Raw genomic sequence first — 19,416 nt, forward strand, 5'->3', positions numbered from 1 at the left:
CCAGATCAATCATTTTTTCTGATAGTACGCAGGCACACCAGTATACTTTTTCTGTTCGGTATCAGAAACGGCGTACTTTGCTGATATTCTTTATAGTTAAAAAATGTCCGTGGGAATGTCCACAGATCCTGAAAAATAATATACAGATAATTCCAGAAAATCATGAGTAAAAAATAAATCCCATGCTTCCATCCACCGACCATTCCCCACATGCACAGATACGCTCCTGCAAACCATAAAACACCAGGATGGCGGCATAATCCATACATACCTTCCGTATAAGCCGCACGCAGTTTATTTTCTTCACAATAGGTTTCTTCAAAGGGAAGCGCAAAAAACAACGTATAAATGAGCAGACAAAGGAAAAGGAATCCTCCTAATCCAAATCCGATCATTGTTCCAATCTTTCGATGGCAGCTCCCCCATGCTGCATAAAGCTCTGCAATCAGCGATACTACAACGAGAATACTCCCAGCTGCAAAAAATTTTTGTAATACTGCATTCTTCATCCGAACACTGTTGATATCATAAATAAAATACAGAATAAATCCTGTACTTCCTAGTATAAACTGCCACATTTTTCTCTCCATGATTTGTGCATTATTATGCACAAATACCTTTTCACGCACTCTAAATTATAATAAAAGCTACTATAAATTGCAACCAAAAAATGTCTTCCCTTTCCCCTTTTTTCAAAAACATTACCATATCATTACATTTTTTACAAATTCCACTTTTGCTTTAAATAGTATACCATCATTTGATTCTATCTGATACAATAGATGTATGGGATTTTTATCCAAATTTTGACTAAAAGGCAGGTACTAAAATATGTGGGCTTATGAAGGAATTTTTTATCAGATCTATCCAATTGGATTCTGTGGCGCTCCGACCGCAAATGACGGCAAAACCGTATCCCGGATTTTAAAATTAAAGGACTGGAGCAGTTATCTGGAATCCTTAGGTATCTCTTCTATATTATTAAATCCAATTTTCGAATCAGACAATCATGGTTATGATACCAGGGATTATAAAAAAATCGACTGCCGTCTCGGAACCAATGAAGATTTCGCAGAAGTATGCAAAGATCTCCATGCACACAATGTAAAAATCGTTCTTGACGGTGTGTTTAATCACGTAGGACGCGGCTTCTGGGCATTTAAGGATGTACAGGAAAAGAAATGGGATTCTCCATACAAGGACTGGTTCTGCATCAATTTTGACGGTAATTCCTGTTATAATGATGGATTCTGGTATGAGGGATGGGAAGGACATTTTGAACTGGTCAAACTGAATCTTGCCAATCCTGCTGTTGTAGATTATCTCCTGGAATGTGTAAAAGGCTGGATCGATGAATTTGACATCGACGGTCTCCGGCTTGATGTTGCATACTGCCTGGACCGCAATTTTATGAAACGTCTGCGCAGTTTCTGCCAGGAATTAAAACCTGACTTTGCCCTGATCGGAGAGGTTCTCTTCGGGGACTACAATCAGATCGTCAATGACGAACTGCTGCACAGCTGCACCAACTATGAATGCTATAAAGGTATTTATTCCAGCTTCAACAGCATGAACATGTTTGAGATTGCGCACTCTCTGAATCGTCAGTACGGACCGGAACAATGGTGCATTTACCGCGGAAAACATCTGATGTCTTTTGTTGACAACCACGATGTAACCCGAATTGCAAGTATCCTGACCAACAAGAACCACCTGCCGCTGACTTACGGACTTCTTCTTGGTATGCCGGGTGTTCCTTGTATTTATTATGGAAGTGAATGGGGTGAGGAAGGGGTAAAAGCACCAAATAATGACTACGCCCTTCGTCCATGCTTTGAAGAACCAAAGCCAAATGAACTGACCGAAGAGATCAAAAAAATGATCCACGTCAGAACCGGAAGCAATGCACTCTGCCACGGAAGCTACCGTAATGTTGTCCTGACCAACCATCAGCTCATCTTTGAGCGTCGGACTGATGATGAACGGATGCTGGTTGCGATCAATGCATCGGACGCACCGTTTACTGCGCACAATGGAGAACTCGGAGGCACAATGACCGACCTGCTCACCGGAAATGAAATCCAGATGAACGGACAGCTCGAAATACCACCATACAGTGTGCAGTATCTGAAATAAAACTTTTTCTTCCTAAAAAACCGGGAGAGATGACTTTTCCAACAAGTCATCTCTCCCAGTTTCTTTTTTAATAAATATATTCCTTCATTTCCTGATAAACTCTCGCAAGAGGAAGACCCACGATCGTATTATAATCGCCTTCAATCCCACGGATATACATGCCAAATGCACCCTGGATCCCGTAGGCTCCTGCCTTGTCCATCGGCTCTCCTGTTGCAATATATTCCCGGATTTCTTCCTTGCACATCGGATATACATGCACATCACTGCATTCATGAAATGTCTTCCGGATCTTTTTCCCATCCTTCTTTATCAGAAGTGTAACACCGGTGTAAACCTGATGCGCTTTTCCCTGAAGCATGGAAATCATCTGATATGCCTCTTCTTTATCCTTTGGCTTTCCGAGAATCTTTCCATCTGCTGCAACCACCGTATCCGAACCGATCACCAGAAAATCCCCTGCATTTTTCTTTTCATACTGCTGGTAGACATCTTCTGCTTTCTGCGCAGAAAGTTCTTCCACAACCTGGCTTGGAACCTGGGATGTAATTACTTCCTCACTGTGTGACGGCATGACTACATGCTTTATATTTCCCTGTTCCAGCAGTTCTGTCCTGCGCGGTGATGCAGAGGCCAGAACTACAGTCAGCTTCTGTATTCTACTACACATAGATTAATCCTCTTTCACAAGAATCTTCTTAATTTCTCCCATATACATGTTATGCATATCTTTGTCAGCATACCATTTGTCAAGATTCTCTTTCTCAACAAAATTTTCTTCTCCCATGCGCTGTACATAAACCTTCTTGCATACAAAGATCATTTTTGCTTCTTCAAACGCAACTGTTCCATCTACATAATATGGTGTCAGACCGGCTTCCTTAATCTTATCTTCGTCCCTTCCGGAAACTCTTCCACAGAGATTTAATGCTTCTCTCTGCTCTTCTCCAAAGAATGCCAGTGTAAAATAATCTTCTCTGTCCACAAATTCTTTGGTATAACGGGAATCACGGATATAGGCTGTTGCAGTTGGTTTTCCCCACATGATTCCAACACCGCCCCAACTTGCAGTCATGGTGTTGCATTTTTCTTCATTTCCTGCTGTAATGAGCATCCACTGTTTTCCGATCAGATCAAATGGATTCTCTTTTACTTCTTCTGATTTTATTTCTACAAAACTCATTCTTTTTCCCTCTTATTTTGCGATTACTTTACGGAAGTTCTTCTTTCCTTTTCTGACAACCTTTCCGTCACCTTCAAAGTCTGCTTTTGCAAATGTTGCTGCAATATCAGAAACCTTTTCTCCGTCAACAGCAACTCCGCCCTGCTGTACAGCACGGCGTGCTTCTGACTTGGAAGCAACCAGTCCACTCTTGTGAAGCAGTGTCAGGATATCGATAGTTCCATCTGCAAAATCTTCATCAGAAAGCTCTTCGGTCGGCATATCTGCTGCATTTCCTGAGCTGAACAGTGCACGTGCACCTTCCTGTGCCTTCGTAGCTTCTTCTTCGCCGTGAACCAGTTTTGTCAGTTCGAATGCAAGGATTTCTTTTGCTGTGTTAAGCTGTGCACCTTCCCATTTGTCCATCTCATCAATCTGCTCAAGTGGAAGGAATGTGAGCATACGCAGGCATTTCAGAACGTCTGCATCTGCCACATTTCTCCAGTACTGGTAGAATTCGAACGGAGACGTTTTTTCCGGATCAAGCCATACAGCACCGGACTGTGTCTTACCCATCTTCTTACCTTCTGAGTTGAGAAGCAGAGTAATTGTCATTGCACTTGCATCCTTACCAAGCTTACGACGGATCAGTTCTGTACCACCAAGCATGTTGCTCCACTGGTCATCTCCACCAAACTGAAGGTTACAGCCGTATTTCTGGTATAACATATAGAAGTCATAGCTCTGCATGATCATGTAGTTGAATTCAAGGAAGCTCAGTCCCTTTTCCATACGCTGTTTGTAGCATTCTGCTGTCAGCATACGGTTTACGGAGAAGTGTGCTCCGACTTCACGAAGTACTTCCACATAATTCAGATCCATCAGCCAGTCTGCATTGTTTACCATCAGTGCTTTCCCGTCTGAAAAATCAATAAAACGGCTCATCTGCTTCTTAAAGCAATCACAGTTGTGCTGAATTGTCTCAGGAGTCATCATCTGACGCATATCCGTTCTGCCAGACGGATCCCCGATCATAGCAGTACCGCCCCCGATCAGAGCGATCGGCTTATTTCCAGCCTCCTGCAGTCTCTTCATCAGACAAAGTGCCATAAAATGTCCAACATGCAGACTGTCCGCCGTCGGGTCAAACCCAATATAAAACGTAGCCTTCCCATTATTCACCAGATCCCTAATTAACGGCTCATCCGTAACCTGTGCAATCAATCCTCTAGCCTGCAGCTCTTCATAAATACCCATTTCTAATCTTTCCTTTCTTTTTCAAAACCTATATCTTAGTCACAGCCAATCTTCTCCCCCGGAGACGGAGGCGGTATTCCTGTCTGGAACTCTTTGAAGTATTTTGGACTGTCAGCTTTTTGAAGATCTTTCCAATTGCTCTGCCTTTGCAGGGAGTTGCCTCATACTTTTTAGTTTCTGAATATTTGCGTTATCAGTAAAAATCCATCTGTCTGAGCGCAGCGAGTTATGGATTTTCACTGATGCTTTTAGCAAATCTTCAGAAACTTAGAAGTATCAGCTCCCGAAACCGCAGACAATTGGAAAAATCTTCAAAAAGCGTCCGTCCTGAACCCCTTCAATTTTTCCAATAAAAAAACCTCGTCCTCCGGCCAATCAGCCTTTAAGGACGAGGTATATTCTCTCGTGGTACCACCTTAATTCACACCCGGCTCGCACCGAATGCCTCAGTCAGTAACTAACATTACCGCAGCAGGTATAACGTCCGCCACTCCGTCACAGCTTACTTGCGCTTCCGCGCGTTCGGTGTGAAGCTCCAAGATGTATTCGCATCTGACTCTTCGTGCACCTCTCATCAACCGGTTACTTTCTGTCTGAGCCTTGTCATCTGCTACTTGTTCTCTTCATAGCCTGTAATTTTCTCTTCTTTTGTCATACTACCGTATCCTTCAAAATTTGTCAAGCCGGATTTCATACCAAATTATCACAAAACAACTTTTGTCAAATCCAATTCGCAGCCTTCCATCATTTTCCGAACCACTCTCGCAGATTCCCTAATTCCAGAAATCCGTCTTCTGCTCCAGCTCAATATCTGCACTTTTAAACACCGGATTAACTCCCCGCTTCAACTGATCCTCATAATCCCGGATTGCCTTAAATGCCGTCCCGGACAAAATCAGGATCACCGGAATATTGATCAGAGCCATCACGCCCATCAGCACATCCGAAAGATCCCACAAAAGCGACATTTCCATACCTGCCCCCAGAAATACAACAAATGCCGATACCAGACGGAACCCTCGCATAAAATTTCTGTCTGGTTCCTTTTTATGGATATAGGTCAGAAGGTTGTCGCAATAGAAGCAATTTCCAAGCAACGTTGTAAACGCAAAAAATACCATAGCCACCGTGATAAATACCGGTCCAACTGTTCCCAGTGACTCCTGAAGGGAAGCCTGAACCCATGGCGCGCCCTGCATTTCTTTTGTCGGATCAATGCCGGATGACATACACATCATCGCTGTTGCTGTACACAGCAACAGCGTGTCGATAAAGACAGACAGCATCTGAACCAGTCCCTGTTTGACCGGATGGCTGACGTTTGCAGAAGCGGATGCATTCGGCGCCGAACCGATTCCGGCTTCGTTGGAATACAGCCCCCGGCGGATTCCCTGCATCATTGCGGAGCCTGCAAATGCTCCGAAAATTGCTTTGAAATCAAACGCTTCCTCAAAAATACGGAGGAACATTTCCGGTACATTGCGGATATTGATGATAACCACAATCAGCGCAATCCCGATATATGCAAGTCCCATCACCGGCACAAGCGTCGATGTCACCTTTACAATACGGCTTCCGCCGCCAAGCAGACACCATCCGGTCATAACTGCCAGAATCCCGCCAATGATCCATGGGCTTATCTTCGGATCATAAAAAGAAAATCCGGAAAATGTAGACTGCAGATTGTAGGATGCCAGCATATTGAATCCAAACGCATAAGTCATGATCATGGCAATACAGAACACGATCGCCAGTGGTCTGCAATGCAGCGCCGCCTCGATATAATAAGCCGGACCACCATAGCATTTCCCATCCTCTCCCTTTTTCTTGTAAATCTGTGCCAGCGTACTTTCAATCAGTGCAGACGCACTTCCGATAATCGCAATCACCCACATCCAGAATACAGAACCAAATCCCCCAATACAGATTGCCGATGACACCCCGACAATATTTCCCGTTCCTACTCTCGATGCCGTTGAAACCATAAGCGCCTGGAATGATGAGATTGCCTCTTTGTCGTCCGGCTTCTCCATCACGGACTCACAAGCTCTCTTAAATAAACGCGCCTGTGGAAATCTTGTCCGGATTGTAAAATATAAACCTGCTCCGATCAGCATAATCACCAGAAGTTTGCTGTACATAAATGAACTGACCGCCCCAATAATTTTCTGAAACATACCTTCTTTCCTTTCTCAATGTTTTCTACCATTTTCGCAATATCTTAACGGAAACTCTCAAAATTTGCAAGCTTTTTCTATTTATTCCCTGTCATTTCGTCCCCAATCACTTTGTAAAAATATTAATTTTTTCAAACAAAATGTCAATATAAAAAAAGCGGACAAGCAACCTGTCCGCCAAATTTATACTATATTTTTCTATCCCTTTACAGCTCCGGCAGCAACACCCTTGATGATGTATTTCTGTCCTGCCAGATATACAATGATGATCGGGATTACTGTAAGCATAATGCTTGCCATCATCGGTCCCATTTCAACTCTTCCGTAACTTCCGCGGAAATACTGGATCAGCATTGGAATCGTTTTATATTTCTTAATATCAAGTACAAGAGTTGGAAGCAGGTAGTCATTCCATACCCACATTGCTTCCAGAATACCTACGGATATCATGGTAGGCTTCAGGATATGGATATCGATCAAAAAGAAAGTCTGCAGCGGATTACATCCATCGATCATCGCAGCTTCCTCGATCTCTACCGGAATGGATTTTACAAATCCGCAGAACATAAATACCGCAAGACCTGCACCAAATCCGAGATAGATCACCCAGATATTCCATGGCATATTCAGATGTAAGGTATCTGCTGTCTGTGACAAGGTGAACATAACCATCTGGAAAGGAACAACCATGGAAAATACAAACAGATAATATAAAATCTTTGAAATCGGACTATTTACACGGGTTATATACCATGCACACATTGAACAGCATACAAGAATAGCAACCACAGAAGTAATCGTAATAAATGTACTGTATCCAAGACTGCTTAAAAATCCTTTTGAAGCAATGGCATCTACATAGTTTGTGATTCCTGCAAATGCATCTGCAGTTGGAAGTTTAAATGCAGTTCCTGTACTGATCGCTGATTCTTTTTTCAAAGAGTTCATCAGGATCATAATGATCGGATAAATCCAGGCGAGTGCCGCAATTGTTAAAATAACTGTCCATATTGTATTTGCAATACTTTTCTTCTTTTTCATTACTGCTGCACCTCCTTAGATCTTGTTGCTTTCAGCTGTACCAGTGAAATAATGATAACCAGAGCACAGAAGATCACTGCTTTTGCCTGCCCATAACCTTTCCACTGCATTCCGGCACGTGCGTAGAATGTCTGGTAAATATTCAGTGCCAGCATTTCTGTCGCATGGTTTGGATCTCCACCTGTAAGAGCAAGGTTCTGGTCAAACAATTTAAATGAATTGGTAAGTGTCAGGAAGACACAGATCGTGATGGAAGACATTACCATCGGAACTCTGATCTTCCAGAGGATATCCCACTTTGCTGCTCCGTCAATCTCTGCTGCTTCGATCAGATCATCCGGTACATTCTGAAGACCTGCGATGTAAATAATCATCATATATCCGATCTGCTGCCAGCACATCAAAATGATAAGTCCCCAGTAACCGGCTGAAGAATTCAGTGCCAGAAGCGGCTGGCCGATGATCGTAAGAAGACAGTTGATCAGGATCTGCCAGATATATCCAAGTACGATTCCACCGATCAGGTTCGGCATAAAGAAAATAGTTCTGAAAATATTGGTTCCCTTTAACTTCTGTGTCAGAAGCAGTGCCAGACCAAATGCCAGTACGTTGATCAGTAAGATCGATACAATCGCAAATAATACTGTAAATTTAAATGAACTTGTGAATGATGTATCCTTGATCGCTGCTGTATAATTTGATATTCCAACAAATGTTGCATTTCCTACTGTTGTAAATTTACAGAAAGAAAGATAAAATCCCTGTGCAAACGGAATGATAAATCCGATCACAAATGCAAGAAATGTTGGGAGAACAAATATTGGTGCATGTTTTTTCAGTGCCTTTTCCATAGAAATCCTCCTCTTTTCCTTTTGCCCGGAAGGATCTCCCTACCAGGTTAACTCTCATTTCATTTTAAGAAAGAATGTGCCTCAGCACATTCTCGCGCCGAGCGCGTTGCTGAGCGCCAGTGGCGCTCGTTAAGCAACGACCGAAGCGGAGCGTAGACCGCTTGCGACATTCTTCATCTTCGTGCGAGTGCGCATCTCCGGCACGCAGTGCCTTTAATTTCATAGGAAGTTCCTTTGGAATTTCCTATGAAATTAAAAAAGGGGCAGGCAGACCGCCTGCCCCTAGGTCAGTTCTTTTTATGCAACTTATTTATTCATTTGCAAGCTTGTATTCTGATGCCCATCCATCTACGAATGCGCTTACTACTGCATCCCAGTTAGCATCTGTCTGATCTGCTGCATAAGCTGTCAGTGCAGATCCAACACCATTTTTCCACTCTTCTGAAGGCATTGTTGAGAAGTTCCATGCTACCGGAGTCTTTCCGTCTTCTGTCATCTGTTTGTCTTCTTTGATAAAGAGATTCTGAGATTCCTGAGCTTTCTTAAACGGAATATTGAATCCCATATCGTCTGCCATACATTTTGTTCCTTCATCTGAAGTTACACACCAGTCCATAAAATCTAATGTAGCCTGAATATCAGCTTCGTCTGCGTCTTTATTTACGCACCAGTAATTTTCTGTACCTGTGCAGAGTCCCTGGTTTGCTTCATCGCCTACACCAAAGTAAATCGGAAGCATGGTCAGATCATCATCTGTAAGACCGCCATCGATCAGCTGTGTATATTCCCATGTACCATTCTGATAGAATACAGCTTTTTTATTCAGGAATTCATTTCTTGCATCGTCGCCTGTCTTTGCAGCAAGATCTTTTGGAGCACATGTGCTGTTGTTGATGTACAGATCCCACATATCACGGTAATTGTCAAGATATGTACCTTTGATTGCATCTGTTGTGTTAATTCCTTCATCCTGATATTCAAAGTAGATTGGAAGGTTTGCAAGGTGTGTCTTGAATCTCCAGTCTGAAGATCCGTCCATACCTGCTGAAGTAAATGCAGAGAATCCAAGTTCAGAAGATCTCTTTGTAATGTCTTCTGCTACTTTCTTCAGATCTGCAAAGGATTTGATGTCATCCGGTGTATATCCTGCTTCTTTTAATAATGTCTTATTTGTGATAATTCCGTATGTTTCAATAACATATCCGATACCCGCTACAGAATCTCCATCTTTCAGTGCATAATCATCACTTGTGAGTTCTTTGTAAATATCAGAATCTGATAAGTCGTAGCAGTAATCTTTCCAGTTTGCAAGTCCTACAGGTCCGTTTACCTGGAATAATGTTGGTGCTCCGCTCTTTCCCATTTCACTCATCAGAGTGGTTTCATAGTTTCCGGAAGCTGCTGTAACAACCGTTACATCTACACCTGTCTCTTTTGTGTAATCCTTTGCCAGCTGCTGCCACTGTTCATCCTGCTCCGGTTTGAAGTTCAGATAATATACAGATCCTTTGCTGCTGTCCCCTTTACTGTCTGCACTCTTGTCATCGCTCTTGCTTCCACATCCTGCAAAGCATCCAAGTGTCATGATTCCTACCAGCCCCAGTGCCAGCCATCTTTTTTTGTTTTTCATAATTTCCGTTCCTCCTCGTCTGGATTTCTTTTCTATGCTTAGATAATAGCAAGAATCCAGGCAAAGGATGTAGCAAATAGAAAACCTCATATACCAAAAAATATACTTTGGGGTATGTAAAAAATTTGTTATTGATAAAGGGACGCCAAGACTTCAGGGCGGTCGCGTCCGTCTTCTCCTACCTCTCCGCTTCATACTCCCGGATACTCTCATTTGCAGCCTCCACAACCTGTGCAGGTGTTATTTTCCCTGCGGCAAGCTCCGGAAGGCACTCCCCGAGTGTTTCTTCCTGGAGGATGGAATTCCATTTTACCTGATAGTTCGGAACGATCTGCGGATTGTTATTATAGGCATTTACATAATCCTGAAGGAGCTGGCTGCTGCCATTCCGCCCGTTCTTATCCATCAGTTCCTTTTTCTCTTCCTGGTTGAATCTGGTGCGAAATTTCAGAAATTCTACAGCTCCTTCTTTGATTTCTCTACTATATGTAGACACTACCGCCCAGCCAAAAGTTTCCGGCGAAGCGATCAGTTTATTTTCCGGAAATGCGGAAAATCTTATCTTTTCCTGCCATTCTTCCGGAAGCTGGTTGATCATCCAGTACCCGTTTGGAATCATGGCTACTTTCCCGGAAACAAAATTATTGTATGCCACATCATAGTCTGCATGAAATGCATCTTCCGTTGTATACTGGAATAATTTCTGAAGTGTCTCTGCGATTTCAAGACCAGTATCATTAGCATAGCTCTCCGGCAGAAGTTCTTTCATAAAATTGTATCCTTCCTCCGTGGATGCCGCTTCCGCAGTTGCGATCAGCATTGGTGCCCATCCGGTTCCTTCTGTATGAAGGCCAAGCGGTATGATCCCATGTTCCTGAAGCTTTTCACAGCATTCCCAGAATTCTTCCCAGGTCTCCGGAAATTTATCAATTCCTGCCTCTTCGAAAAGTTCCGGGTTCCAGAACATACCAGAACAGGCAAACGCTGCGGTACTGATCGGTCCAAGATAGACATTGCTATCTTCATCCGTACAGCCTTCCATAACTGCCGGTTCGATCATCTCTCTCCACTTTTCATCCGCTTCCAGATAAGGAGTCAGATTCTCAATCCTGCCATCGGCAACCATCATCTGATAAAAAGACGGCAGAGTGCGCACATCATAGATGACTGCCGGAAGCTCATCCGTTACATTTAATCGTTTCAGATTCTTACGATATTCCTCTTCCGTTTCCATGATCCATTCCACTTTCATATGATAAGTGCCGGCATACTCTTCGTTAAATGCATCGATCACATCCTGTTCCGTTTTCTTTCCAGAAGTCGGGTCTACCGTCAGAATGATCGGTATATCAATTTCTTTCTTCTTCGCGCTTTGACTGGTCCGATCCGTATCCCTGCCGCATCCGGACAAAAGTGTCAGAATCAGAACAATACATAGCACAGATCGCATATATTTTCTATAAATCACGGTTCTCCTTTCCGTCATCCGGAATCCTGATCGTACACCGGGTTCCATTTTCCTCTGCCTCATAATAAAACAACACATCCTCCCCATATTTCAGCCGCAGCCTGGTCAGTATATTCACCACACCATATCCATGCTCTTTGTCCGTGAAACATTTCTTCGCCTTAAGGATCGACTGCCCGTTTAAGGCATTGATCTTCTCCATCATTTCCCGGTCAATCGGCTTTCCATTGTTAAATACCACGATCTTCAACTGCTGATCCTCCCTTGAAATCTCAATCCGGATCAGACCATTTTCATAGATTTCACAAAATCCATACTTGATCGCATTCTCCACCAGTGGCTGCAGGATCAGCTTCAGGATCCATGTATTTTTTTCTTCTACACTACACGCGATCTCATAATGGAACAGATCTGCATTCCGGATCTGCTGGATTTCCATGTAGCTTTTTACATTTTCCAGTTCATCTTCTACCGTTACGATATCGCTGCCTTTACTGAGTGACAGACGCAGATATCTGGAAAGTGCCTGAATCATTTTCATGGTCGTCTCTTCGCCATTGATCCGCGCAAGCATATAGATCGTATCCAGCGTATTATAAAGAAAATGTGGATTGATCTGCGCCAGAAGCATATTCAGCTCAGTTCTCCTGAGTTCCCCCTCCTGGTCTTTGATCTCCGCCAGAAGATTCTCAATATTTTCCAGCATCTTATTATACGAATGACCGATCTGATCCAGCTCCGTATTCGTATTCAATTCGATCAGACGGCTGAAATCATTCCCATCAAACTGCGTCATTTCTTCGCTAATTTCCCGGATAGGACTGGTAAAACGTTTGGAGAAATAAATACTCAGTACCACTGCCACAACCGCTACAAACAAATAGATCCCTGCCAGCACCGTAATTACCCGGATAGTCCCCTGTGTCATAATACTCGATGGAACAACTGTAAAAACGGTCATTCCCGATCCGCTCTCTTTATAAACCGAGCAAACACCACCGCTTACTTTCCGGCTCTTTGCAAGGATACCGCTTGTTTCCTGTGCGCTGATCCTATAGACTTCCTGTTTTACCGCATCCGCAATCTTCGTCCCTTTCGGGCACCAGGCAGCGCATAAATTCCCCTCCTTATCCAGAATTCCGATCTGCACGTCATCTGTCATACTCCGATCCTTTCCAAGTATCGTTTCCAGAAAGCTGTCATTCATCTTGATAAGCAACAGCCCTGGTTTGCTGGCGTATTCCATACTGTGTACATATCTTCCGATAAACAATGTTTCTTTCTCCGTTCCAAACAGAGTATCCTTCGCCCAGAACCACTGTGTTTTCGCATAAGAATCTCCCATGTAATCTTCCAGATGGCTGTCTAAAAAATCTTCATAATCTATATTAGAATAGGATCTGGCATAAACATTATTTTTATTGTCCACATAACAGTATTCTGCCACATGATCCAGATTCATATAGGCAAAATATTTTTGAAGTGAGTTCTTTTCCACATCTGCAAGTGAAGCTTTTTTCAGACTTTCCTGAACCAGATCGTAAGTAATACATTCTGCCGTCCCTTCATCCGCCTCTTTTGACAGTGTATCCAGAGCCAGCCCCATCTTCTCATTTAAAAATTCATATTTATCTGTAACCTCTGTGGTCAGACTCTGCCTTACATAGATCCAGACACCGATGCTTGACAGCAAAATTGCCAGCAACAGAAGCCCCATCGTATATCGAAGGTATTTTTTCTGTATTCCGGATTTAATCACCCAATTCTTCATTCTTCGTAATCCTTTTTGTATTCACTCGGTAATTTTCCTGTATATTCTTTAAATAAATGCGAAAAATAGGATGCATTGCTGATTCCCACCTGCTCACATACCGTTCCTATACTCTCACATCCATCCTGGATCAGCCGCTTTGCTTTCTCCATTCTCTGCTGCAAGAGATACTTTTTAAAGGTCATATGAAATGTATTTTTAAATACACGGCCGAAATATACCGGATTCAGGTAAATCTGCGTTGCCACATGAACAATAGAAAGTTCTTCATCCTGCAAATGCTCACTGATATAAGAAAGTGCCACTGTCATGTATTCCTTTGCACATTTATTTTCTCCGCTTTCTGCGTATTTTTCCCGTTCCTCAATTGCTTCTCCGAGGATCCTATAACTGACATCTACCGCCTGTGCCGCTGTCAGACTCTCCATATTAGAATAATAATTCCGGAACTGTTTCTGCAGTTTTTCCGTCATTCCGTAAGTATCGTTCAGCATCATCTCCGCTTGTAGCATAACCTTATGTATATAACGGATCTGTAACTCTTCCTCATGTGGAAGTGCGTAGATCAACGCAATAAAAGCCTGTTTTAACTCTTTAAACACATTCTTCCGTACAGCATTGACGATCGTAAGGCCTGCCTCTTCGCAATCACTCTTTGCCGCTTTTTCTTCCTTTTTCACAGGTATGGAAAAAGTATTCTCATCTGTGGCTCTGTTGCAGATTGGCTCGAAAAGTCCCTGTGCCTCTTCGTAACTCCGGCGGATTCCATCCAGTCCTTTATACGGTTTGGAAATCGACGCAGTAACCGGGCTTTTCTGTTCCTTCTTAACCTGATCCAGAATCTGTGCAATCTCGCGCACCGTCGCATTTTCCTTTGTCTTGATCAGAAATACATGACAGCCTTCTGCCTTTTCAAAATGCCAGAAAAAATACCGCTCTGAAAACTTTTCTTCCAGAGATTGTATCAATTCCAGCCTGGCTGCTTCGTAATTCAGTGCATCCGTAATCTTATATGTAAGATCAAGATCCACACATATTGCGATAAAACGGTCGCCCTCTTCGATCACATCCTTCAGGATTGCAAATACTTCCTGCATCTTTTCATAGGAAATTTTATTCTGTAAATATTTCTGTACAACAACCTGGAGAAAACTGGTGGAATCTTTTCGGACCATATTTTCCCAGCTTTCATAACGCTCTTCGCTTTCCAGTTTCTCCATACAGGTCTGGTATGCACCTTGCATAGTCTCCTGTAGTTTATTTTCCTCGATTGGTTTCAGCAGATATGCATATGCACCAAGATCACACGCCTGCTGTGCATAATTAAAGTCACGGTATGCACTGAGTACAATAAAAACCGGATCCAGCTCTGTCTTCTGGATCTCTTCCATCACCATCAGACCGGAAATCTGTTTCATCCGGATATCCGTCAGTACTACATGGGGCTTCACTTTTTTGATCACTTCGATTGCCTGCTCCCCACTCTGTGCCTGACCGGCAACTTCAAATCCCATTTCGTTCCAGTTGTACGTCTTAACCAGTCCCTGCAGAAGGATTGGTTCGTCATCTACGATCACAAGTTTTAATAATTTCATACCGTTTTTCCCCATTCCTGATAATCTTCCTACTTCTTATTTTAGATAAGACATGATAAAGAATTTATCAAAAACTATACTTCCGATGCAAAAAATCATACTTTTACCAAAAATTATACATTTTAGAAAAATAAATAGCAAGAAATTAAAAAAAGCCGTTACTTCTACAAATTTGTACAAGTAACAACTTTCTATAAATTCAACTTTTAACTATGCACAGGTCACTCCAATAATCAGAAAACCGATACATGCAACTACTCCTGCCGTAAGTGCATATGGAAGCTGCGTCTTTACATGATCGATATGATCAGATCCGGTTGCAAGTGATGATAAAATCGTGGTATCAGAAAGCGGTGAGCAATGATCACCAAAGCATCCTCCACCCATTACAGCTGCTATTGTAGCATATACGACCGGTGTTAAAGCTCCACCCGATATATTCAGAGCCATCTGTACACAGATCGGTGTAACAATCGCATAGGTTCCCCATGAAGTTCCTGTAAAGAATGCTATAAAAGAAGATACTACAAAAGTCAATGTCATAAGGATCGTCGGTGTCATCCAGCTTTCTGTAATAGAAATTACATAATCTGCAGTTCCAAGTGTGCTGCTGATAGAATTCAGGCAATATGCCATTGCAAGGATCAGCATCGCAGACATAACACTCTTAATTCCTTCTACTGCTGTGTCAACAAGTTCATTCACCGTTCCCATTTTCTGGATCAGCATTACAATGAACTGGTATACAACGGCTGCGATAAATGCTTCCAGTGTTTTGGCACTTCCCATACACACATAAGTTCCGATCGTAACTGCGATAATGATGAGCGCCGGCATCAGAAAATTCAGAAACAGATTCGGCTTGCATCCTTCTTTTAACTGGATTTTATCAAGCTCATCACTCATCATTGGCCTTGCTTTATCGCTGATTACTTTTCCTTCTTCTTTTGCTCTTTTTTCTGCTTTACGCATAGGACCATAATCCGGGATAATTCCCACTGCGATCAGTCCGCACATCAGAACAGCTGCAATTCCGTAAAAGTTATATGGCACCATATGGATGATCACTTTCTGTGCTGCATTTGTATCCGGAATATTCTTGGTTCCAAGTGCAACCAGAAGACCTGCCATATAAATTCCCCATGAAGAAAATGGAATAACTGTACAAACCGGTGCTGATGTCGAATCACAGATGTATGCAAGCTTTTCTCTTGACACGCGTGCTTTATCTGTAATTCCTTTCATAACAGTTCCTACATAAAGTGGGCTGAAGTAATCGCTGAAGAAAATAAAAATACCAAGCAGAAACGCAAGAGACTGTGCTCCTCTCTGCTTCAGGTTCTTTTTTCCAACGACATTCGAGAATGCCTGGATCGCACCTGATTTCTGAAATAATGCCACCAGGATTCCTACAAATACTTCCAGTGCAAGGATCCAGATAAAATCCGCATTTCCAAGTGCATTCTGCATCAGATCCGAAAATCCGAATAATAAATTATTACCGGTGATCGCAACTCCGACTACAACTCCGATCAATATAGAAAACAACGCATTCTTTGTTGCAAATGCCAGTGCCAGCGCAATGATCGCCGGTGCTAAAGATAAAATACCATAGTCCATCTTTTTTCCCCCCGTTATTTTAATAATTTTGCCAATGCTGTCTCGACAATCTCTCTTCTTCTGATAAGTTCTTTTTCCGGTGTCAGATTCGGATTTCCTGTTGGGTAAGGGATTGCTTCTGCACCGGAAATCCTTGCTGCACCAACTGTATTGGAAATAGGTGTTACTGTACATACATGAACTGCCGGAATTCCTGCTTTTTCAATCTGTTTTACAATCGTTGCACCGCAACGTGTACAGGTACCTCAGGTACTGGTGAGAATTACACCATCTACTCCTGCATTACTCAGGATTGCACCAATCTCCATTCCCATGCGGGTTGCATCTGCTACTGAAGTTGAATTTCCGGTGGTTGTAGTCAGATATGGATAAATACTTCCTATCTTTCCTTCTTTTTCCATCATGCGAAGCACATCAAGCGGTGCTACTCTGTTTGGATCCAGGTTTGCATAGACCGGGTCGTATCCTGCATGGACAGATTCAAACTCTCCCGCTTTTAAGCCATCCATGCCTTCAATACTGTACTGTTTGAAAAATTTTGCTGTCGCAGCAGGCATATGGTCCGGATTGCCAAATGCGACAATTCCACCGGAAGTACAAAGTGCGATCTTTTTTCCTGCAAGAGTATCCAGTCCTTCTGCCGGTTTTACTTTTTCATAAACAGAAATTTCCAGCTCTGTTTCATATGGTTCACCTTTCAGTTTTTTCAGCAACATATCCATCGCACGCTCAGCGCCATTCTTTTGACGGAATACATTCACTCTCTTTCCTTTTGGATAATATCCTTCTTCTTTTGGCAGACCAATTTCTTTCCCTGCAAGAAGCTTATTTGCGAATCCTGCCATAAGCTTTACTGCCTTACGCATTGCAGCTGCCGATTTACCAACTTTCAGAATATAGATATCTTTCCGGTACATCTCAACTGCCGGATTCTCTTCATAAAGACCTGTGATTGCTTCTACGTGCATCTTCTGCACGGCATCCTTACAGATATCTGCACAGGCGATTCCAAACCTACCTGCATTAAACGCCGGTCCCGCAATGATAAGGTCCGGGCTGAGTTCCGTAATCTGCGCTTCAACAAACGCTTTTACCTCATCCATATTCTCGGCATAATAGTTATCTCCGCACACGATCGTTGCCACAATCTCGGCATCTTCGAGAAGCGGAACAAAAGCCTGTGCATTTCCTCTTGCTCCCTGCTCTATGAATGGCTTCTGATAAGCTTCTGCTTCTCCACCAATCTGACCAAAAAACTGGTTTGTATAAAATAAAACTTTCTTCATCTTTCTACGGCTCCTTAAATTGTAATTGCTCCCAGGTAAGTATTTCCCTGCAGATTGTGACCACCCATGATTCCATGGATCTCAATCAGAAGTCTTCCGTCATCCTGAATAGAATCTACATTACCACCTGTTGTCTTTGCAACATCACTTAATACGCCGATTGTTTTCTCCATCTTCGGAAGCATGATCGTTGCATTACTGTTACCGGTTGAAACAATTGCATCTGCCTCTGTGACACTGTCCGGAAGAGATTCTGACATTCCATCGACACCGGCATCTTCATTTGTAATGATCACTGTCTTGATTCCGCGCTTTTCAAGGCCCTGGCATACAAGCATCAGATCCGTTGTCGGATTACCAAATCCTTCCTGCGAAATAATGACTCCGTCCGCACCAAGCATTTCAACCATCCGGACTGTCAGCATACAGTCTCTGTATTTTTCTTTCAGACTTACCATCAACGGATTCAGCACGATTCCCATGAAATTGATTTCTTTTCCATGCTTTTTCATACATTCTTCGATCACAGCGTTATTCAGATGATGCCAGGTCGTAGTCTTGGATCCCGGAGATACACAGTTACCGCTTACCAGTGCTCCATCCATCACTTCGAGCGGTGTGATCATCGTCGGAACCATCTGCTTGGAATCTCTTCCATAGAAATATGTATCATGCAGAAGTCCCTGACTCATGCAGTTATAGACATAGACTACTTTCGGAAGATCCGGATACTGTGCATATTTCTCTCCAATGCTGTCCCATGTATATTCTTCTGATTCATACTCTTCCTGTCCAACTGCAAGCTGTCCCACAAATGCTGCCAGGCGGATTCCTGCCATTCTGACCATCTGTTCATGTTCATGGGCATCAAATTCCGGCTGTTTTTCGATCACCATAACCAAATGGTTCAGCTTTGAAAATGGTGTATATTCTGCCGCCGGTCCACTCATATCGATCAGTCCCTCCTGAAAGCCTACGATTGGTCCAGTCGTTGTTACTGCACACCCTTTCAGTGCATAGGTAACGCCATATCCTCCCTCTTCCATTGTCTCTTTGAAAATTCCCGGGAAAATATCTCCTTCCAGTTTGGCACGTGGTTCAATTACATCCTTTACCGGAATAATCCTCACAGATTCCCCCGGTCTTGCAATATCGAAATCAACTTTTTTAATTCTCTTATCTTTCATGACTTCTTCGGCCAATGATTCTTTGTTCAGATAAAGAACATGATCCCGAATTACGTTTTCCTCTCCAAATGCAATATTCTGAATTTTGATTTTTCTTAATTCTAAATGCATTTTTCCACTCCTTTGATTTTATTTATGTTTTTCACATCGCTCTATTATCTCACTAAAGCATTAAGATATCAATTCCATTTATAAAATAAATTGTATTTTTCTATTAGTATTCTGTTAAAAAGGG

15 protein-coding genes are annotated in these 19,416 nt (G+C 42.7%); 1 reads left to right on the forward strand and 14 read right to left on the reverse strand.

What is annotated here, in order from left to right:
• Positions 1–5: 5 nt before the first annotated feature.
• Positions 6–578 carry a hypothetical protein gene (locus G4407_RS09845; protein WP_173688757.1) on the reverse strand — a complete coding sequence of 191 codons (573 nt, stop codon included), beginning with the start codon at positions 576–578 and terminating at the stop codon, positions 6–8.
• Positions 579–831: 253 nt separating this feature from the next.
• Here G4407_RS09845 and G4407_RS09850 point away from each other — a divergent pair, with 253 nt between their 5' ends.
• A complete protein-coding gene (locus tag G4407_RS09850; protein WP_173688758.1) occupies positions 832–2,136 on the forward strand; it encodes an alpha-amylase family glycosyl hydrolase in 1,305 nt (434 codons plus the stop codon).
• 67 nt (positions 2,137–2,203) lie between these two features.
• Here G4407_RS09850 and G4407_RS09855 read toward each other — a convergent pair whose 3' ends face one another.
• The 13 genes from G4407_RS09855 to G4407_RS09915 form a co-directional block, all read right to left on the reverse strand.
• Entirely contained in the window at positions 2,204–2,806 is a 603-nt protein-coding gene (locus G4407_RS09855) for a Maf family protein (protein ID WP_055260817.1), read from the reverse strand.
• Positions 2,807–2,809: 3 nt separating this feature from the next.
• Complete coding sequence (locus tag G4407_RS09860) at positions 2,810–3,319, reverse strand: flavin reductase family protein (RefSeq protein WP_173688759.1); 510 nt, start codon at positions 3,317–3,319, stop codon at positions 2,810–2,812.
• 12 nt (positions 3,320–3,331) lie between these two features.
• Positions 3,332–4,555, reverse strand: a complete 1,224-nt coding sequence (gene tyrS / locus G4407_RS09865) for a tyrosine--tRNA ligase (RefSeq protein WP_173688760.1) — start codon at positions 4,553–4,555, stop codon at positions 3,332–3,334.
• Positions 4,556–5,328: 773 nt separating this feature from the next.
• Complete coding sequence (locus tag G4407_RS09870; protein WP_173688761.1) at positions 5,329–6,732, reverse strand: alanine/glycine:cation symporter family protein; 1,404 nt, start codon at positions 6,730–6,732, stop codon at positions 5,329–5,331.
• A 198-nt stretch (positions 6,733–6,930) separates the two neighbouring features.
• Complete coding sequence (locus G4407_RS09875) at positions 6,931–7,773, reverse strand: carbohydrate ABC transporter permease (RefSeq protein ID WP_173688762.1); 843 nt, start codon at positions 7,771–7,773, stop codon at positions 6,931–6,933.
• Positions 7,773–8,624 (reverse strand): carbohydrate ABC transporter permease, encoded by an 852-nt coding sequence (locus G4407_RS09880; RefSeq protein ID WP_008373199.1) that lies wholly within the window; start codon positions 8,622–8,624, stop codon positions 7,773–7,775. The genes G4407_RS09875 and G4407_RS09880 overlap by 1 nt, the downstream gene beginning before the upstream one ends.
• 310 nt (positions 8,625–8,934) lie before the next feature.
• The gene (locus G4407_RS09885) at positions 8,935–10,254 is read right to left on the reverse strand and encodes an ABC transporter substrate-binding protein (RefSeq protein ID WP_173688763.1); all 1,320 of its coding nucleotides are present in this window, start codon (positions 10,252–10,254) and stop codon (positions 8,935–8,937) included.
• Between the two features lie 178 nt (positions 10,255–10,432).
• Positions 10,433–11,722 (reverse strand): ABC transporter substrate-binding protein, encoded by a 1,290-nt coding sequence (locus tag G4407_RS09890; RefSeq protein WP_330586049.1) that lies wholly within the window; start codon positions 11,720–11,722, stop codon positions 10,433–10,435.
• Positions 11,712–13,493 (reverse strand): sensor histidine kinase, encoded by a 1,782-nt coding sequence (locus G4407_RS09895; RefSeq protein ID WP_243868819.1) that lies wholly within the window; start codon positions 13,491–13,493, stop codon positions 11,712–11,714. The genes G4407_RS09890 and G4407_RS09895 overlap by 11 nt, the downstream gene beginning before the upstream one ends.
• A complete protein-coding gene (locus tag G4407_RS09900) occupies positions 13,490–15,088 on the reverse strand; it encodes a response regulator (protein WP_173688765.1) in 1,599 nt (532 codons plus the stop codon). The genes G4407_RS09895 and G4407_RS09900 overlap by 4 nt, the downstream gene beginning before the upstream one ends.
• 210 nt (positions 15,089–15,298) lie before the next feature.
• Positions 15,299–16,708 carry a Na+/H+ antiporter NhaC family protein gene (locus G4407_RS09905; RefSeq protein ID WP_173688766.1) on the reverse strand — a complete coding sequence of 470 codons (1,410 nt, stop codon included), beginning with the start codon at positions 16,706–16,708 and terminating at the stop codon, positions 15,299–15,301.
• A 14-nt stretch (positions 16,709–16,722) separates the two neighbouring features.
• The gene (locus tag G4407_RS09910) at positions 16,723–17,994 is read right to left on the reverse strand and encodes a glycine/betaine/sarcosine/D-proline family reductase selenoprotein B (protein WP_173688767.1); all 1,272 of its coding nucleotides are present in this window, start codon (positions 17,992–17,994) and stop codon (positions 16,723–16,725) included.
• 14 nt (positions 17,995–18,008) lie between these two features.
• On the reverse strand, positions 18,009–19,292 hold the full coding sequence (locus G4407_RS09915) for a glycine/sarcosine/betaine reductase component B subunit (RefSeq protein WP_173688768.1): 1,284 nt from the start codon (positions 19,290–19,292) through the stop codon (positions 18,009–18,011).
• Positions 19,293–19,416: the final 124 nt, after the last annotated feature.

This window comes from Allocoprococcus comes (assembly GCF_013300725.1).
Taxonomy (GTDB): Bacteria; Bacillota; Clostridia; order Lachnospirales; family Lachnospiraceae; genus Allocoprococcus; species Allocoprococcus comes_A.